Annotated in this window: 13 protein-coding genes; 9 read left to right on the top strand and 4 right to left on the bottom strand. The window is 66.0% G+C overall.

Annotated elements, in window-relative coordinates; genetic code table 11:
• The first annotated feature begins 67 nt into the window (after positions 1 to 67).
• The 7 genes from cpdA to IAE34_RS05240 all read left to right on the top strand — a co-directional run bounded on the left by cpdA (position 68) and on the right by IAE34_RS05240 (position 8,250).
• Positions 68 to 877, top strand: coding sequence for a 3',5'-cyclic-AMP phosphodiesterase (gene cpdA, locus IAE34_RS05270; protein WP_267908829.1), 810 nt, complete (start codon positions 68 to 70; stop codon positions 875 to 877).
• 174 nt (positions 878 to 1,051) lie between these two features.
• A complete protein-coding gene (locus tag IAE34_RS05265; RefSeq protein WP_200137807.1) occupies positions 1,052 to 1,660 on the top strand; it encodes a YqiA/YcfP family alpha/beta fold hydrolase in 609 nt (202 codons plus the stop codon).
• 38 nt (positions 1,661 to 1,698) lie between these two features.
• Positions 1,699 to 3,603, top strand: coding sequence for a DNA topoisomerase IV subunit B (gene parE / locus IAE34_RS05260; RefSeq protein ID WP_200137806.1), 1,905 nt, complete (start codon positions 1,699 to 1,701; stop codon positions 3,601 to 3,603).
• Positions 3,600 to 4,586 carry an esterase-like activity of phytase family protein gene (locus IAE34_RS05255; RefSeq protein ID WP_200137805.1) on the top strand — a complete coding sequence of 329 codons (987 nt, stop codon included), beginning with the start codon at positions 3,600 to 3,602 and terminating at the stop codon, positions 4,584 to 4,586. The genes parE and IAE34_RS05255 overlap by 4 nt, the downstream gene beginning before the upstream one ends.
• Positions 4,583 to 5,101 (top strand): retropepsin-like aspartic protease family protein, encoded by a 519-nt coding sequence (locus IAE34_RS05250; RefSeq protein ID WP_200137804.1) that lies wholly within the window; start codon positions 4,583 to 4,585, stop codon positions 5,099 to 5,101. The genes IAE34_RS05255 and IAE34_RS05250 overlap by 4 nt, the downstream gene beginning before the upstream one ends.
• A 10-nt stretch (positions 5,102 to 5,111) precedes the next feature.
• Complete coding sequence (parC, locus tag IAE34_RS05245) at positions 5,112 to 7,367, top strand: DNA topoisomerase IV subunit A (RefSeq protein WP_200137803.1); 2,256 nt, start codon at positions 5,112 to 5,114, stop codon at positions 7,365 to 7,367.
• Between the two features lie 172 nt (positions 7,368 to 7,539).
• Positions 7,540 to 8,250, top strand: coding sequence for a PqiC family protein (locus IAE34_RS05240; RefSeq protein ID WP_200137802.1), 711 nt, complete (start codon positions 7,540 to 7,542; stop codon positions 8,248 to 8,250).
• A 135-nt stretch (positions 8,251 to 8,385) separates the two neighbouring features.
• Here IAE34_RS05240 and IAE34_RS05235 read toward each other — a convergent pair whose 3' ends face one another.
• Complete coding sequence (locus IAE34_RS05235; RefSeq protein WP_200137801.1) at positions 8,386 to 9,861, bottom strand: AhpA/YtjB family protein; 1,476 nt, start codon at positions 9,859 to 9,861, stop codon at positions 8,386 to 8,388.
• A gap of 135 nt (positions 9,862 to 9,996) precedes the next feature.
• Here IAE34_RS05235 and serB point away from each other — a divergent pair, with 135 nt between their 5' ends.
• Positions 9,997 to 11,211, top strand: coding sequence for a phosphoserine phosphatase SerB (gene serB / locus IAE34_RS05230; RefSeq protein WP_200137800.1), 1,215 nt, complete (start codon positions 9,997 to 9,999; stop codon positions 11,209 to 11,211).
• 150 nt (positions 11,212 to 11,361) lie between these two features.
• Here serB and asd read toward each other — a convergent pair whose 3' ends face one another.
• From asd to IAE34_RS05215, 3 genes are read right to left on the bottom strand one after another with little or no spacing between them, the layout of a single operon-like run.
• Positions 11,362 to 12,219, bottom strand: a complete 858-nt coding sequence (asd, locus tag IAE34_RS05225; RefSeq protein ID WP_200137799.1) for an archaetidylserine decarboxylase — start codon at positions 12,217 to 12,219, stop codon at positions 11,362 to 11,364.
• A 9-nt stretch (positions 12,220 to 12,228) separates the two neighbouring features.
• Positions 12,229 to 13,038, bottom strand: a complete 810-nt coding sequence (locus IAE34_RS05220; protein ID WP_200137798.1) for a rhodanese-like domain-containing protein — start codon at positions 13,036 to 13,038, stop codon at positions 12,229 to 12,231.
• A gap of 44 nt (positions 13,039 to 13,082) precedes the next feature.
• A complete protein-coding gene (locus IAE34_RS05215) occupies positions 13,083 to 14,618 on the bottom strand; it encodes an HDOD domain-containing protein (RefSeq protein WP_200137797.1) in 1,536 nt (511 codons plus the stop codon).
• 130 nt (positions 14,619 to 14,748) lie between these two features.
• On the opposite strand from IAE34_RS05215, the gene motA reads away from it, so the two are divergent.
• Positions 14,749 to 15,600, top strand: coding sequence for a flagellar motor stator protein MotA (motA, locus tag IAE34_RS05210; protein ID WP_200137796.1), 852 nt, complete (start codon positions 14,749 to 14,751; stop codon positions 15,598 to 15,600).

Raw genomic sequence — 15,600 nt, 5'->3', positions numbered from 1 at the left:
CCGCGCAGCGTCCATAATCCTGTCGATTCCACACAAGGTTTTTCAGGCAGAGCCCAGGAGACGGCCGTTGTCGCACTCACCCACGCCTCGCGCACCGCTGCACCTGGTGCAGTTGACCGACCCTCATCTGTTCGCCGATCCGGCCGGCTCCATGCTCGGGCTCAACACCCGTGACAGCCTGCGTCATGTCATCGCCCAGGTGCGTCGCCAGCAGCCGCGCATCGACCTGCTGCTGTGTACCGGCGATCTGTCCCAGGATGCCAGCGCGGCGTCCTACCAGGCCTTTTGCGCACTGACTGACGGGCTCTCGCAAGCTACCCGCTGGCTGCCAGGCAACCACGACGACACCAGGGTCATGGGCCAGGTGGCCCAGGGCAGTGCGCTGATGCAGGCGGTCACCGACCTGGGCGCGTGGCGCATCGTCATGCTCGACTCGGCGGTGCCCGGCGCCACCCACGGCTGCCTGGCGCCAGCGCAACTGGCGCTTCTGGACGATGCGCTGGCCAGTGCCGACGGGCGTCACTGCCTGGTCTGCTGCCATCACCAGCCGGTGGATATCGGCTGCGCCTGGATGGCGCCGATCGGCTTGCGCAACGCCGACGAGCTGCTGGCGCGGGTGGCTCGCCATCGCCAGGTCAAGGCCGTGCTGTGGGGGCATGTGCATCAGGAGTGGGACGAAGTGCGCGAAGGCCTGCGACTGCTGGCCACCCCTTCTACCTGCATCCAGTTCGCGCCAGGCAGCGAGGATTTCCAGGTCAGTGAAGAGCAACCTGGCTATCGCTGGTTGCGATTGCACGAGGACGGGCGGGTGGAAACCGGCGTCGAGCGGGCGCAGGATTTCCAGGTGAAGCTGGACTTCTCCAGCCCCGGTTATTGATTTGCGGGCAGGTTTGACCCTCGCGGCTTAGCTGCGAGGGTTGCCACCGGCTACGGCTTGTCCGAAGATCGTGTTGGTAAAAGCCTGTCCTTTCCTCAAACCCCGGCGAACAGGCTAAACTGCGCGACCTGCGCCCATTATGACGGGCGACACGCCACAGATGCCGGGGGCAGCATGTCGGGTTCGATCCTCTATATCCATGGCTTCAACAGTGCGCCATCGTCCGCCAAGGCCCGCCAGCTGGAGGCCATGATGGGCCAGCTCGGGCTGGCCGAGCAGTTGCGCGTCCCGGCGCTGCACCATCATCCGCGCCAGGCGATGGCGCAGCTCGAGGCGAGCATCGCCGAGCTGGGCAGGCCATTGCTGGTCGGCAGCTCGCTTGGCGGCTACTATGCCACTCACCTGGCAGAGCGCCACGGGCTCAAGGCCCTGCTGATCAACCCGGCGGTCACCCCGCACCAGCACTTCGACGGCTACCTGGGTACCCAGCGCAACCACTACAGCGGTGAAACCTGGGAATTGACGCTCGATCACGTGCAGGCCCTGGCCGAACTCGAAGTACCACCGCCGCAGGACGCCGCGCGCTATCAGGTGTGGCTGCAGACCGGCGACGAAACCCTGGACTATCGCCATGCCGAGCGCTATTACCGAGCCTGTGCCCTGCGCATCCAGGCCGGTGGCGACCATGGTTTCCAGGGCTTCGCCGAGCGTCTGCCGGCCTTGCTGACCTTCGCCGGTATTGTTCGCGAGCAGTACCCGCTGCTCGACCTGCCGGTATCCTGACCCCTTTTTTGCATTCACCAGACTGACGACGAGAACCCATGGCCAACCCCAGCGCTAGCGCCTATAACGCAGACGCCATCGAAGTCCTCTCCGGCCTCGACCCGGTCCGCAAGCGGCCGGGCATGTACACCGACACCAGCCGGCCCAACCACCTGGCCCAGGAAGTCATCGACAACAGTGTCGACGAGGCCCTGGCCGGTCACGCACGTTCGATCCAGGTCGTGCTGCATGCCGACCACTCCCTGGAGGTCAGCGACGATGGACGCGGCATGCCGGTGGACATTCACCCCGAGGAAGGGGTGTCGGGCGTCGAGCTGATCCTCACCAAGCTGCACGCCGGCGGCAAGTTCTCCAACAAGAACTACCAGTTCTCCGGCGGCCTGCACGGGGTGGGCATCTCGGTGGTCAACGCGCTGTCCACCCAGGTGCGGGTGCGGGTCAAGCGTGATGGCAACGAATACCAGATGACCTTCGCCGATGGTTTCAAGGCCACAGAGCTGGAGGTGGTGGGAACGGTCGGCAAGCGCAACACCGGCACCAGCGTCTATTTCGCGCCCGATCCGAAGTATTTCGATTCGGCCAAATTCTCCATCAGCCGCCTCAAGCATGTACTCAAGGCCAAGGCCGTACTGTGCCCGGGGCTGTCGATCAGCTTCGAGGACAAGGGCACCGGCGAGAAGGTGGAGTGGCACTACGAGGACGGCCTGCGTTCCTACCTGGTCGACTCGGTCAGCGAGTTCCAGCGCCTGCCCGACGAGCCGTTCTGCGGCAGCCTGGCCGGCAACAAGGAAGCCGTCGACTGGGCGCTGCTGTGGCTGCCCGAAGGGGGCGACAGCGTTCAGGAAAGCTACGTCAACCTGATTCCGACCGCCCAGGGCGGTACCCACGTCAACGGCCTGCGCCAGGGCCTGCTGGACGCCATGCGCGAGTTCTGCGAATTCCGCAACCTGCTGCCACGCGGCGTCAAGCTGGCGCCCGAGGACGTCTGGGAGCGCATCACCTTCGTGCTGTCGATGAAGATGCAGGAACCACAGTTCTCGGGCCAGACCAAGGAACGCCTGTCTTCGCGCGAAGCCGCCGCGTTCGTCTCCGGGGTGGTGAAGGACGCGTTCAGCCTCTGGCTCAACGCCCACCCGGAGCTTGGCATGCAGCTGGCGGAGCTGGCCATCAGCAATGCCGGGCGGCGGCTTAAGGCCAGCAAGAAGGTCGAACGCAAGCGCGTCACCCAGGGCCCGGCGCTGCCCGGCAAGCTGGCCGACTGCGCGGGCCAGGATCCGATGCGTGCCGAACTGTTCCTGGTCGAGGGCGACTCGGCCGGTGGCTCGGCCAAGCAGGCGCGAGACAAGGAGTACCAGGCCATCCTGCCGCTGCGCGGCAAGATCCTCAACACCTGGGAAGTCGATGGCGGTGAGGTGCTGGCCAGCCAGGAGGTGCACAACATCGCCGTGGCCATCGGCGTCGACCCAGGTGCCACCGACCTCACGCAACTGCGCTACGGCAAGATCTGCATCCTCGCCGACGCCGACTCCGACGGTCTGCACATCGCCACCTTGCTGTGTGCGCTGTTCGTCCAGCATTTCCGCCCGCTGGTCGAAGCCGGGCACGTCTACGTGGCCAAGCCGCCGCTGTACCGTATCGACCTGGGCAAGGAGATCTTCTACGCCCTGGACGAGTCCGAGCGCGATGGCATTCTCGATCGGCTGGTCGCCGAGAAGAAACGTGGCAAACCGCAGGTCACCCGCTTCAAGGGCCTGGGCGAGATGAACCCGCCTCAGTTGCGCGAGACCACCATGGACCCCAACACCCGGCGCCTGCTGCAACTGACCCTCGACGACCTGAGCGGCACCACCGAGATCATGGACATGCTGCTGGCCAAGAAACGCGCCGGCGATCGCAAGCAATGGCTGGAGACCAAGGGCAATCTGGCCGAGGTCCTGGTGTGATTCGCGGCCTGCTCGCGGTCCTGCTGGCGCTGGCCAGCCTCTCGGCGCTGGCCGACGCGTGGCCGGAGCTCGCCCTGACGGCCGAGCATCCGATCGAAGGCATGCGCGGCGGCAACCTCTCCGGGCTGGCCGAATGCCGGGGCGCCCTGTGGGGCGTGTCCGACCGCGACGACGACCGTATCTACCGCTTCGAACAGAAGGACGGGGTGTGGCAGAGCCAAGCGCTGACCTTCACCGCCCCACCCGTGCCGGAAAGCGGATTGCCATGGGGGCTCAAGTCGCGTAACTGGGCCGCGTCCTACGTGCGCGGCGGCGAGCTGGACTTCGAGGGCATCACCTGCGACGCCGAGGGCAACCTGTATGTGGTCAGCGAGGCCCACGCCGCCGTGCTGCAGTTGCCTGTGGCAGGCGAGCCGAACTGGCTGCGCATCGACCCGGCCATGGTCCGTCAGGCGCGCGCCAGCGGCATGCTGCTGCACTTCAATGCCTTGTTCGAGGGCCTGGCGATCAACCCGGCGGGCGACCGCCTGTGGCTGGCTGCCGAGCGCGAGCGCCGTGGCCTGATCTCGATCCGCCGCCAGCAGTCGCTGTGGACCTGCGCGGTCGGTTGCGTGCTGCTCAGCGAGGCCGGCGTGGAAATGCAGCCGCCGCAGATGCCCAATGCCCGGCCGGTCTCGCGGGATTTCGCCGACCTGGCGCTGTTCGAGGGCAAGTTGTTCACCCTGGAACGCAATGCCTTCCGGGTGTGCCGCCGTGACGCCGACAGCGGGGCGGTCGAGCGCTGCTGGTCGTTCGCCGCCGACGCACTGGTCGAGTCACGCCGCTACGACCAGCCCTACGGCCTGGCCGAGGCGCTGGTAATCGACAAGGACGGCGCCTGGATCGGTCTGGACAACAATAATGGCTCGCGCGCCGATGGTGAAACCCGGCCCATCGTCTGGCGCTTCGCGGCGCCGGCCGGTGGCTGGAGCGCCAAGCCTTGAACCCGCCACCGGGCAAGCGCGCCGGGCGGGTGCTGATGATCCTCGCCTGGGTGGCGGGCCTGTTCCTGGCCACGCGATTCTTCGGCCACTGGGAAGAGCGCCAGCTCAATCCCAATGCGCAGGTGCAGTCCGAGCACGGTGAGGACTTCATCGAGGTGCGGTTGCTGGCCAATGGCCAAGGGCATTTCGTGGCCGACGGCGCGATCAACGGGCAGGTGGTGCACTTCATGCTCGACACCGGCGCCACCGACGTGGCGATTCCCGAGGCGCTGGCCCGCGAGCTGTCCCTGCAGCGTGGCGCTGCGGTGACCCTCAGTACCGCCAACGGCCGCACGCAAGGCTACCGCACGCAACTGGACAGCCTGCAACTGGGCGACATCCGCCTGCAGCAGGTGCGCGCGCTGGTGGTCCCCGGTCTGGATGGCGAGGGGGTGCTGCTGGGCATGAGCGCGTTGAAACAACTTGAATTCACTCAGCGCGGCGGCACCATGCTGCTGCGCCAGAACCTGAAATGACGAGGCTCGCATGAGCGACTTACTGGACAGTCTCGAAGGCGTCGAACGCCGTTCCCTGGCGGACTTCACCGAAGAGGCCTACCTCAACTATTCCATGTACGTGATCATGGACCGGGCGCTGCCGCACATCGGCGACGGTCTCAAACCCGTGCAGCGGCGTATCGTCTATGCCATGAGCGAACTGGGACTGGATGCCGACGCCAAGCACAAGAAATCGGCACGTACCGTCGGCGACGTACTCGGCAAGTTCCACCCCCACGGCGATTCGGCCTGCTACGAAGCCATGGTGCTGATGGCGCAGCCGTTCAGCTATCGCTACACCTTGGTCGACGGTCAGGGCAACTGGGGTGCGCCGGACGATCCGAAGTCCTTCGCCGCCATGCGCTACACCGAAGCGCGGCTGTCACGTTATTCCGAGGTGCTGCTCGACGAACTGGGCCAGGGCACGGTCGACTGGATTCCCAACTTCGACGGCACCCTGCAGGAGCCCCAGGTGCTGCCGGCGCGCCTGCCCAACATCCTGCTCAATGGCACCACCGGCATCGCCGTGGGCATGGCCACCGACGTGCCGCCGCACAACCTGCGAGAGGTGGCCAGCGCCTGCGTGCGCCTGCTCGACGAACCGAAGGCGACCACCGAACAGCTGTGCGAGCACATCCAGGGCCCGGACTATCCCACCGAGGCGGAGATCGTCACCCCACGCGCCGACATCCTCAAGATGTACGAGAGCGGCAAGGGTTCGATCCGCATGCGTGCGGTGTATGGCGTGGAAGAGGGCGATATCGTCGTCACCGCGCTGCCGCACCAGGTCTCCGGGGCCAAGGTGCTGGAGCAGATCGCCGCGCAGATGCAGAACAAGAAGCTGCCGATGGTCGCCGACCTGCGCGATGAGTCGGACCACGAAAACCCGTGCCGCATCGTCATCATCCCACGCTCGAACCGGGTCGATGCCGCCGAGCTGATGCAGCACCTGTTCGCCACCACCGACCTGGAGAGCACTTACCGGGTCAACGTCAACATCATCGGCCTGGACGGCCGCCCTCAGCTCAAGAGCCTGCGCGCGCTGCTGCAGGAGTGGCTGCAGTTCCGCATCGGCACGGTGCGCCGTCGTCTGCAGTTCCGCCTGGACAAGGTCGAGCGGCGCCTGCACCTGCTCGATGGTTTGCTCACCGCCTTCCTCAACCTCGATGAAGTGATCCATATCATTCGCACCGAGGAGCATCCCAAGCAGGCGTTGATCGAGCGCTTCGCACTGACCGATATCCAGGCCGACTACATCCTCGAGACCCGCCTGCGCCAGCTGGCGCGGCTCGAAGAGATGAAGATCCGCGGCGAGCAGGACGAACTGCTCAAGGAGCAGGCCAAGCTCCAGGGCCTGCTCGGCAGCGAAGCCAAGTTGCGCAAACTGGTGCGCAGCGAGCTGATCAAGGACGCCGAGACCTATGGCGATGCGCGCCGCTCGCCGATCGTCGAACGTGCCGAGGCCAAGGCCCTGTCGGAAAACGAGCTGATGCCGACCGAGCCGGTCACCGTGGTGCTTTCCGAAAAAGGCTGGGTGCGTTGCGCCAAGGGCCACGACATCGATGCGACGGGCTTGTCCTACAAGGCCGGTGACGGTTTCAAGGCGGCGGCGGCGGGGCGGTCCAACCAGTTCGCGGTGCTGATCGACTCGACCGGGCGCAGCTATTCGCTGGCGGCCCACAGCCTGCCCTCGGCCCGTGGCCAGGGCGAGCCGCTGACCGGGCGGTTGACGCCGCCGCCTGGCGCCAGCTTCGACTGCGTGCTGCTGCCCGAAGACGACGCGCTGTACGTGGTGGCCTCCGACGCCGGCTACGGGTTCGTGGTCAAGGGTGAGGACCTTCAGGCCAAGAACAAGGCGGGCAAAGGCCTGCTGAGCCTGCCCAACGGCGCCAAGGTCATGACGCCACGGCCGGTGGAAAATCGCGAGCACGACTGGCTGGCGGCCGTCACCACCGAAGGGCGGCTGCTGGTGTTCAAGGTGGCGGACCTGCCGCAACTGGGCAAGGGCAAGGGCAACAAGATCATCGGCGTTCCCGGCGAGCGCGTGGCCAGCCGGGAGGAATACGTCACCGACCTGGCCGTGATCGGCGAGGGCTGCACCCTGGTGCTGCAGGCGGGCAAACGCACCTTGTCGCTCAAGCCGGATGACCTGGAACACTACAAGGGCGAGCGGGGCAGGCGTGGTAGCAAGTTGCCGCGAGGCTTCCAGCGCGTCGACGGCCTGATGGTGGAGCGGCTAGCCTGACCCGGCATCCGCCTGGAACGGCGCTTTCGGCGTCGATCTGGGCGGAAACGCTGGAGTCCGCCGCCCATTTCGCGGATGATACACCCCTCGCGGGGCCGGCGTGGCCGTGTGCCCCCAGCAATCCACACGAGTATCACTGCGGTTGCCGCGGGGCAGCCGCCTGGATGGGATGATGAAATTTCTGCGCCTTCCATTTGCGCTGCTGATGACGGGACTGCTTGGGTTGGGCGGGTGCAGCGTGCACCAGCCCGTGGCCCTGTACCAGCTCGACAGTGGCGACCCCGGCCAGCCTACGCAGGCAGCCGGCATGGCGGTCGTGCTCGGTCCGGTTTCGGTCGCCGACTACCTGCAACGTGAAACCTTCCTGCAACGCCAGCCCGATGGCAGCCTGACCGCGGCGACCGATGGCCGCTGGGCCGGCAGCCTTTCGTCGGATATCGACCAGTTGCTGGTGCGCCAACTGGCCTGGCGCCTGGACAGTCAGCGTGTGGTCCTGGCGCCGGCCAGCACTGGCTTCACACCTGACGTGCAGGTCCTGCTGTCGATCACTCGTCTGGACTCCGGCGCCAAGCAGCCCGCGATTCTCGACGCCCAGTGGCGGGTTCTGGATCGTCGCGGCCATGTGCGCGACAACCGCATCGTCCACCTCGAACAGCACCACGAGGGCAGTGAAGCGGCCCAGGTGCAGGCTCAGGGGCAGTTGCTGCAACGCCTGGCCGAGCAATTGAGCTCGGCGGTCAAGCCACTGGCCAATCAGCCAGTGGTGGCCGAGGAGACGACCAAGAAGGCGCCAGCGCAGGTCCAGGTCAAGAAGCAACCCGAGAAGTCCAGGATTCCAATGGCTTCGCCCATTCGCACGGATATGGAAGTCTTCCGCTTCTGAACCAAATGGCCCGAGCGGGCCTGCTCTTGGATGGCTGTGCAACACATAAAAAAAATGCCGGAGTCGCCTAGCGACTCCGGCATTTTCGTTTTAGCGTCAGCCACCTCGTGAGCGGTGGCAGGGCTGCCCTTGCGATCAGCCGCGGCGCTCGTGCATCCGCGCCAACTGACGCTCCAGCATCGAGGGATACGGCTCCATCAGCCGCTCGACGCAACAGGCTCCCTCGGGGCTGGCGATCGGGCGGATACGCGCGCGCTGGCGGATGAGTGCGTCGTCGCTGACCTGACGTTCCACCAGCAGCAGGTTGCGGCTGTGCTGCGACAGCGCCAGGGCCGCCTGGGCTTTCTCGGTCATCAGCAGGTCGACCTGGTCCATGTCCAGCAGGTCCTCGCCCAAGGCCAGGCCCAGTTGCAGTTGCAGGGTGATGCCGCTGTCGGCCACCTCGATCTGCAGGGCGTGGCCCAGCGCGCGCAGCAACTCGCCACAGCAGATGGCGTTGGTGAGGTAGTCCTCGCCACTTTCCCGGCTATGGAACAGCAGCAGGGTGCTGCCATCGTTGAGGGTATGGACTTCGCCCTCGTAGAGCGAGGCGGCCTGGTCCAGGCAATCGCGATAACGCTCCAGCAGCTCGGTCAGGCGACTGCGGGGCAGGCGCCGCAGCTGCTCCTGCGAGCCCAGCTGCACGGCCAGCACAGCGCTGGTATTCGGTTCGTCTGGTTCGGCGGCCACCAGTGCCTTGGGTGCCGAGTCGTGTTCGTCCATCAGGTCGGCGAAGGCGTCGTCGTCGGACGCGTCGTCCTCCACGCTGCTACGTGCCACGGCCGGTTTCGCCACGGCCTTGCGCGGCGCTGGCTCGACCTCGAAGTCGGCGAAATCGTCCTGCGTCTCGTCTTCCTCGGGCTCCGGTTCCGGCGGCGGTGGCGGCGCCAGCTTGGCGTGCAACTGCCTGGCCAGGTCGCCGATCTCGTCCTGCCGCTCGATCCCCGGTGTATAGGGGTGCGGATCGCGCAGCCACACCCGCAGTTGCAGCAGCGGCGTGGAAATGAAGCGGCCCAGGCGCAGGCTCAGGGTGAGCGCCAGGGCCAGCAGGATGGCGGCCAGGATGCCCATGCTCTGCAGGCTGATGAGCATCGGCTGCTGGAACTGGCTCATGTCCAGGCTGATGCGCAGCTGCCCGGCGGTCACGTCCTGGAAGGTGATCTTGGTCTGGTAGGCGCCCTCGGCTTCGCCCAGCAGGCTGCTTTTCGGTCGCTGCCCGGCTTCGGCGAGGATGCGGTTGTCCGGGCTGTAGATGGCCGCATGGGCCACCAGCGGGTTCTTCACCAGATTGCCCAGCAGCACGTTGAGGCTGAGGATGTCGTTGGACACCAGCAGCTCGGTCGCCGAGGTGGCCGTCTGCGTGGTCAGGCTCTGGCCCACGGCATCGGCCTGCTCGTGCATGGCCTGCTTGAACTGCAGGCCCATCACGCAGGCATAGATGACCAGGGCCAGTGCCACCAGGAAAATGGTGTGGCTGGCGATGCGCAAGGCCAGCGGAATGCGACGCTGGCTGAGGGCTCGGAAGATCATCAGAAAGAAGTTGTCGGTTTTGACGGGCGTGGGCCGGTTCACAGAGCGCGGCTCTTCATGGCGGAATTGATGGCGGGCAGTATAGCGAGCCGCGTTTTGTCGGCAAAGTATCGGCGCTGCCCGATGGTCACCGAAAGTGGGTAGAATGCGCACTTTTCATCGAGTTGGAGCACGGTCTTGCGCGAAATCGTCCTGATCAACATCACTGGTGAAGACCGACCGGGTCTCACTGCGGCCCTCACCGGCGTCCTGCTCCAGGGCGGTGTGAACATTCTCGACATCGGCCTGGCGGTGATGCACGGCACGCTGTCGTTCGGCATCCTGGTGGACATTCCCGACAACGAAGTAGCCACCGCCCTGCTGCAGAGCGTGCAGTCCAAGGCCCACGAGCTGAACCTGCAGGCGCGTTACACGCCGATTTCCGAGGCCGATTACCAGCAATGGGCCGATGGCCACGGCGACAACCGCCACATCGTCACCCTGCTCAGCCGCAAGGTCACCCCTGAGCAGCTGCAGCGGGTCAGTGCCCTGATCAGCCAGTACGGCCTGACCATCGAGCGTATCGAGCGCCTGTCGGCGCGGGTCGCCCTGGATGCCGACACCGACCGTGGCCGTGCCTGCCTGGAGATTTCCGTACGTGGCGAGCCCGCCGACGCCCAGGCGCTGCGTGCCGAGTTCTTCGCCTTGTCGTCCGAGCAGGGCGTCGACATCGCGTTCCAGCAGGACGACCTGTTCCGTCGCAACCGCCGCCTGGCGGTGTTCGACATGGACTCGACGCTGATCGAGGCCGAGGTCATCGACGAGCTGGCCAAGGCGGCAGGCGTGGGCGAGCAGGTCTCGGCCATCACCGAACGTGCCATGCGCGGCGAGCTGGATTTTCGCGCCAGTTTCACCGAGCGCATGGCCTTGCTCAAAGGCCTGGACGTTGGCGTGCTGGACCAGATCGGCGCGTCGTTGCGCCTCACCGAGGGCGCCGAGTACCTGTTCGCCGAACTCAAGCGCCTGGGCTACAAGACGGCGATTCTTTCCGGCGGTTTTTCATATTTTGCCAGGCAGGTACAGGTCAAGCTGGGTATCGACTATGTGTTCGCCAACGAACTGGAGGTGGTGGACGGCAAGGTGACCGGCGTCGCCGTCGAGCCGATCGTCGATGCCCAGCGCAAGGCCGATCTGCTCAAGGAGCTGGCGCACAAGGAAGGCTTGCAGCTGGAGCAGACCATCGCCGTGGGCGACGGCGCCAACGACCTGCCGATGCTGGCCCTGGCCGGGCTGGGTGTGGCATTCAGGGCCAAGCCGCTGGTGCGCCAGTCGGCCAAGCAGGCCATCTCGACGCTGGGCCTGGATGGCGTGCTGTACTTGCTGGGCTGGCGCGATCGCAACGGTTGCGTGTGAGCGGTAAAAGGGTTGTAGCCGGCCGCACGCACGTCTGAGGCTGCGACGCCGGCAATGCCGCGCAGTCTGGGCTCGCTCTGGTCGGTGTCGTCGGCTGAGTCACATCCATGATCCGCCCCGCCGACAGCGGGGCGGGGTCCGCAATCCGACTCAGGCCGGCAGCGCCAGCGCCTCGCCCATGCGCACCGGCGACAGGGCGCCCAGGTTCTGCGCCCACTTGACCTGATCGGGGCCGAACAGCACGATCGCAGTCGATCCCAACTTGAAGCGGCCCAGTTCGGCGCCTTTTTCCAGGTGAATGGGCGCACGGCTCTGCTCGTCGTAGCGGAAGGTCTTCAGCTCGCGCTTGGGCGGCGTGACCAACCCAGCCCACACCGTTTCGATCGAGGCCACGATCATCGCGCCGACCAGTACCACGGCCATGGGGCCGCGCTCGGTATCGAACAGGCAGACCACTCGCTCATTGCGCGCGAACAGCTCTGGCACGTTCTCGGCAGTGGTCTGGTTGACCGAGAAGATTCGGCCCGGCACGTAGACCATCTCGCGCAGCGTGCCGGCCAGGGGCATGTGCACGCGGTGATAGTCCTTGGGTGAAAGGTAGATGGTGGCGAACTCGCCCCCCATGAACGGCGCCGCCAGGGCCGGGTCGCCACCGAGCAGTTCCTGGGCGCTGAAGCTGTGGCCCTTGGCCTGGAAGATGCGCCCGTGCTCGATGCTGCCCAGCTGGCTGACCGCACCATCTGCAGGGCACAGGATGGCGCCAGGTGTCTCGTCCAGTGGACGTGCGCCGGGCTTGAGGGCACGGGTGAAGAAGGCGTTGAAATGCTCGTAGGCAGTGAGGTCTTCGACCAGCGCCTCGCTCATGTTGACCTGGTAGCGCTTGGCGAACCAGGCGGTGAAGGCGTTCTTGAACCAGCGGGCGCGGCACTCGGCGACGCAGCCGGCCAGGCGCGACAACAGGTGATGCGGCAACAGGTACTGACTGATGATGAACAGACGGGATTTCATGCAGGTTCCTTAAACGTCTACAGGCGTGTCCGGGTGGTTGCCCCACTCGCTCCACGAGCCGGCATAGGCCTTGACTCGCGGATAACCCAGGGCCTTGGCGACCAGGTAGGTGAAGCCGGAGCGGCGGTGGGTCTGGCAGTGGGTGATCACTTCCTTGTCCGGTGTGATGCCCAGTTGCCTGAGGGTGGTGGCGATATCGCTGCGGATGCGCAGCCGATCGTTGAGGTCCATGCCGGCGGTCCACTCGAAGTTGATCGCGCCGGGGATATGCCCGGCCTTGGCGGCCAGGACCTTTTCGCCGGAAAACTCCTGCGGCGCGCGGGCGTCCCAGACCACCAGGTCGTCGGCGCCCAGGCGGCTCTGCAGGTACTCGCGGGTGGCCGTCGGCTCGCCGTGCAGGCGCAGGCGTACCGCGCTGTTCGCTGCCGGTGGCACGGCGGTGGAGAGCTGGTCGGCAGGCCAGGCCTGAATGCCACCATTGAGGTAGTGGTAGGCCTTGTGGCCGATCACGTCGAGCAGCCAGATGAAGCGCCCGGACCAGCCCCCACCTTCGTCGTCGTAGACCACATAGACGGCGTCGTCGCGGTGGCCCAGTTCGCTGAACAGCTTTTCCAGGTCTGCCAGCGCCGGCAGCAGGCCGGGCGCCGGTGGCTGACCCAGCTGGGTGCGCTTGCCATCGACCAGGCGTGCGCCTGGAATGTGGCCGCTGACGTAGCGGTTGGCGTTGCTCAGGTCGACCAGGATCAGCTCGGGCGAGTCGAGGCGCGGGAGTAGGTCATCGGCCTCGATCACCAGGGGCAAGCCGGAAAAATCAGTCATCCACGGTCTCCGGGGGCGGGCAAGCAGCGATTGTAAACCATCGCTCAGCCATTGCGACTGGCGAAGCTGGCCAGGGCCCGCTCGATACATTGCGCGGTTTTACCGAAGGCCTGCACGCTGACATCGGCCAGCGGCTTGCCCTGCTGGTCGGCGACGATCAGCATCAGCGCCTGGTCGTTGAGCGCCAGCGAGCGCAGCAACAGATGCTCGCTGCTGAACAGCGTCCTCAGGGTGTCGGGCAGCAGCGGGGCGAACTGGGCATGATTGGCGGGCGTTAGCCGCAATTGCGAGGCTTTGCTCAGCAGTTTTTGCAGCAACGTGCTCGATCCCAGCTCGAATTTCAGCGCGGCCGTTTCCGGCGCCAGGCCGGCGCTCTGTTGCACCCGCAGGCAGTTGTTGGGCTTGTCCAGCATCAGCAGCAGCACTCGCTGCATGCCGCAGGCCACCAACGCCTCCCGGGCCTGGGCGGCCAGATGCACGGTGTTGCTGAACGGGCTGGGCTGGGCCAGCAGCTCGCCGCACAGGCTGCGCCAGTGGTCCAGGTCCTGGGCGGTGGGCGGCGGCGCAGTGAGCATGTCCGGGTGCGGCCGGCGTTGCTGCCAGGGCCAGATCAGCGCCTCGGCCGGGTGGAACAGGGCATGGCGGGCATGGTGGCGAGCGCTGGCGGCCGCCTGCTGGTGGACCTGCTGCTGGACATCGTCCAGGGTGGTCTGCAAGTACAGGGCGGTGAGCAGTTGCCAGCGCAGCAGGTGCGGGTTGTCCCAGCCCACCTGGGCCGACAGCGCCAGGCCGTTGGCCAGCAGCACCGTGTTGGCCGGCTGGTTGAACCAGCGGCGCAGGCCGCTTTCATCGTCCAGGCGATGCTGCTGGCTCAGGGTGTCCGGGTCGCGGGCGATGTTCAGCACCTGGGCCAGTTGCTCGCGCTCTTCGAGCAGCAGGCGATAGCCCTGGGTGACCCATTCCGGCAACCGCCAGTGCATGGCCACGGCCCGGCACAGTTCCATGATGCGCACGCCGAACAGGGCATGCTCCACTTCGGCGGCGTCCTCGCCCTTGTGGATCACCCGCAGCTCCCAGGCATCGAGCAGCTTGGGGTAGGCCAGCGCCAGTGGCCACAGCGGCGCCAGGAACAGCAGGCTGCCCCAGTGGATTTCCTGCCACAGCCGCGCCAGGCGGCTGGCGAACAGACCGTTGGCCTGCTGGGTCGCATGCTGGCTGATCAGCAGGAACTGGCGCAGCACCGGCGGGATGTCGTCACCCGGCACTGCCGGCAGGCGTCCCATCAGTTGCAGGATGCGACTCAGGCCAAGGCGATTCAGCGCGATTTCCAGGCTTTCGGCCGGCTCGGCCATGCTGGCGTTGGCCGAATGGTTGGCCTCGCGCATCACGCACAGCACCAGCGAGGGGCTGTCCTGCATCAGTTCGGCGATGTCTCGCAGCGAGCGGCGGTTGTCGTTGACCGCCGCCAGCACGCGGTCATGACTCTCCTTGGGCACCGGTACGCGGATGCCGTCGAGCAGCCTTATCCAGGCGTCGAGAGAGGAGGGGGCCTGCGCGGGTACCTTGTTTTCGATTGGCATTTTGACATCAGTCCCAACTGGCTTTTCGCATTCAGTGGCTATAGTCTGGCGCAGTTCTGCCGATAAGTAGAAGCAGAGTTTCAAAGCTCGCGTTCCAGACCCTGACCACGACAGCAAGTGCTTTCAATCTATGGCTAAAATTATCGGCATCATCGTCGTATTCGCGAGCGTGCTCGGCGGCTACGTCCTCTCCCACGGCAAGATCGCGGCGCTGATCCAGCCGTTCGAAGTGCTGATCATCGGCGGGGCGGCCTTCGGTGCATTCCTGCAGGCCAACCCGGGCTACATGACGCTGCACGTGGTCAAGAAGTCGCTGAAGATGTTCGGCAGCCGCTTCACCCATACCTTCTACCTGGAGGTGCTGGGCCTGGTCTACGAGATCCTCAACAAGAGCCGCCGCGAGGGCATGATGGCCATCGAAGGTGACATCGAGGATGCCGCCGCCAGCCCGATCTTCGCCAAGTACCCGGCGGTGCTGGCCGACGAGCGCATGACCGCGTTCATCTGCGATTACCTGCGCATCATGTCCACCGGCAACATGGCACCCCACGAACTCGAAGGGCTGTTCGACATGGAGCTGCTGAGCATGAAGGAAGAGCTCGAGCATCCATCGCACGCGGTCACCGGTGTGGCCGACGGCATGCCCGGCTTCGGTATCGTCGCGGCGGTACTGGGTATCGTGGTGACCATGGCCTCGCTCGGCGAGGGCGACCAGAAGGCCATCGGCATGCACGTGGGCGCGGCGCTGGTCGGTACCTTCTTCGGTATCCTGGCGGCCTACGGCTTCTTCGGCCCGCTGGCCAACTGCCTGCAGCATGATGCCAAGGAAGAGCTGAACGTGTACGAGGCCATCAAGGCCTCGCTGGTGGCCTCGGCCTCCGGCATGCCGCCGTCGCTGGCGGTCGAGTTCGGGCGCAAGGTGCTGTACCCCAAGCACCGTCCGAGCTTCGCCGAGCTGGAACAAGCGGTACGCGGTCGCTGA

Origin of the sequence: Pseudomonas sp. S30, from assembly GCF_016518545.1 — a bacterium.
Lineage (GTDB): Bacteria > Pseudomonadota > Gammaproteobacteria > Pseudomonadales > Pseudomonadaceae > Aquipseudomonas.
Note: the sequence above shows the minus strand (reverse complement) of the source record. Positions and strands in the feature narration are given on the sequence as shown.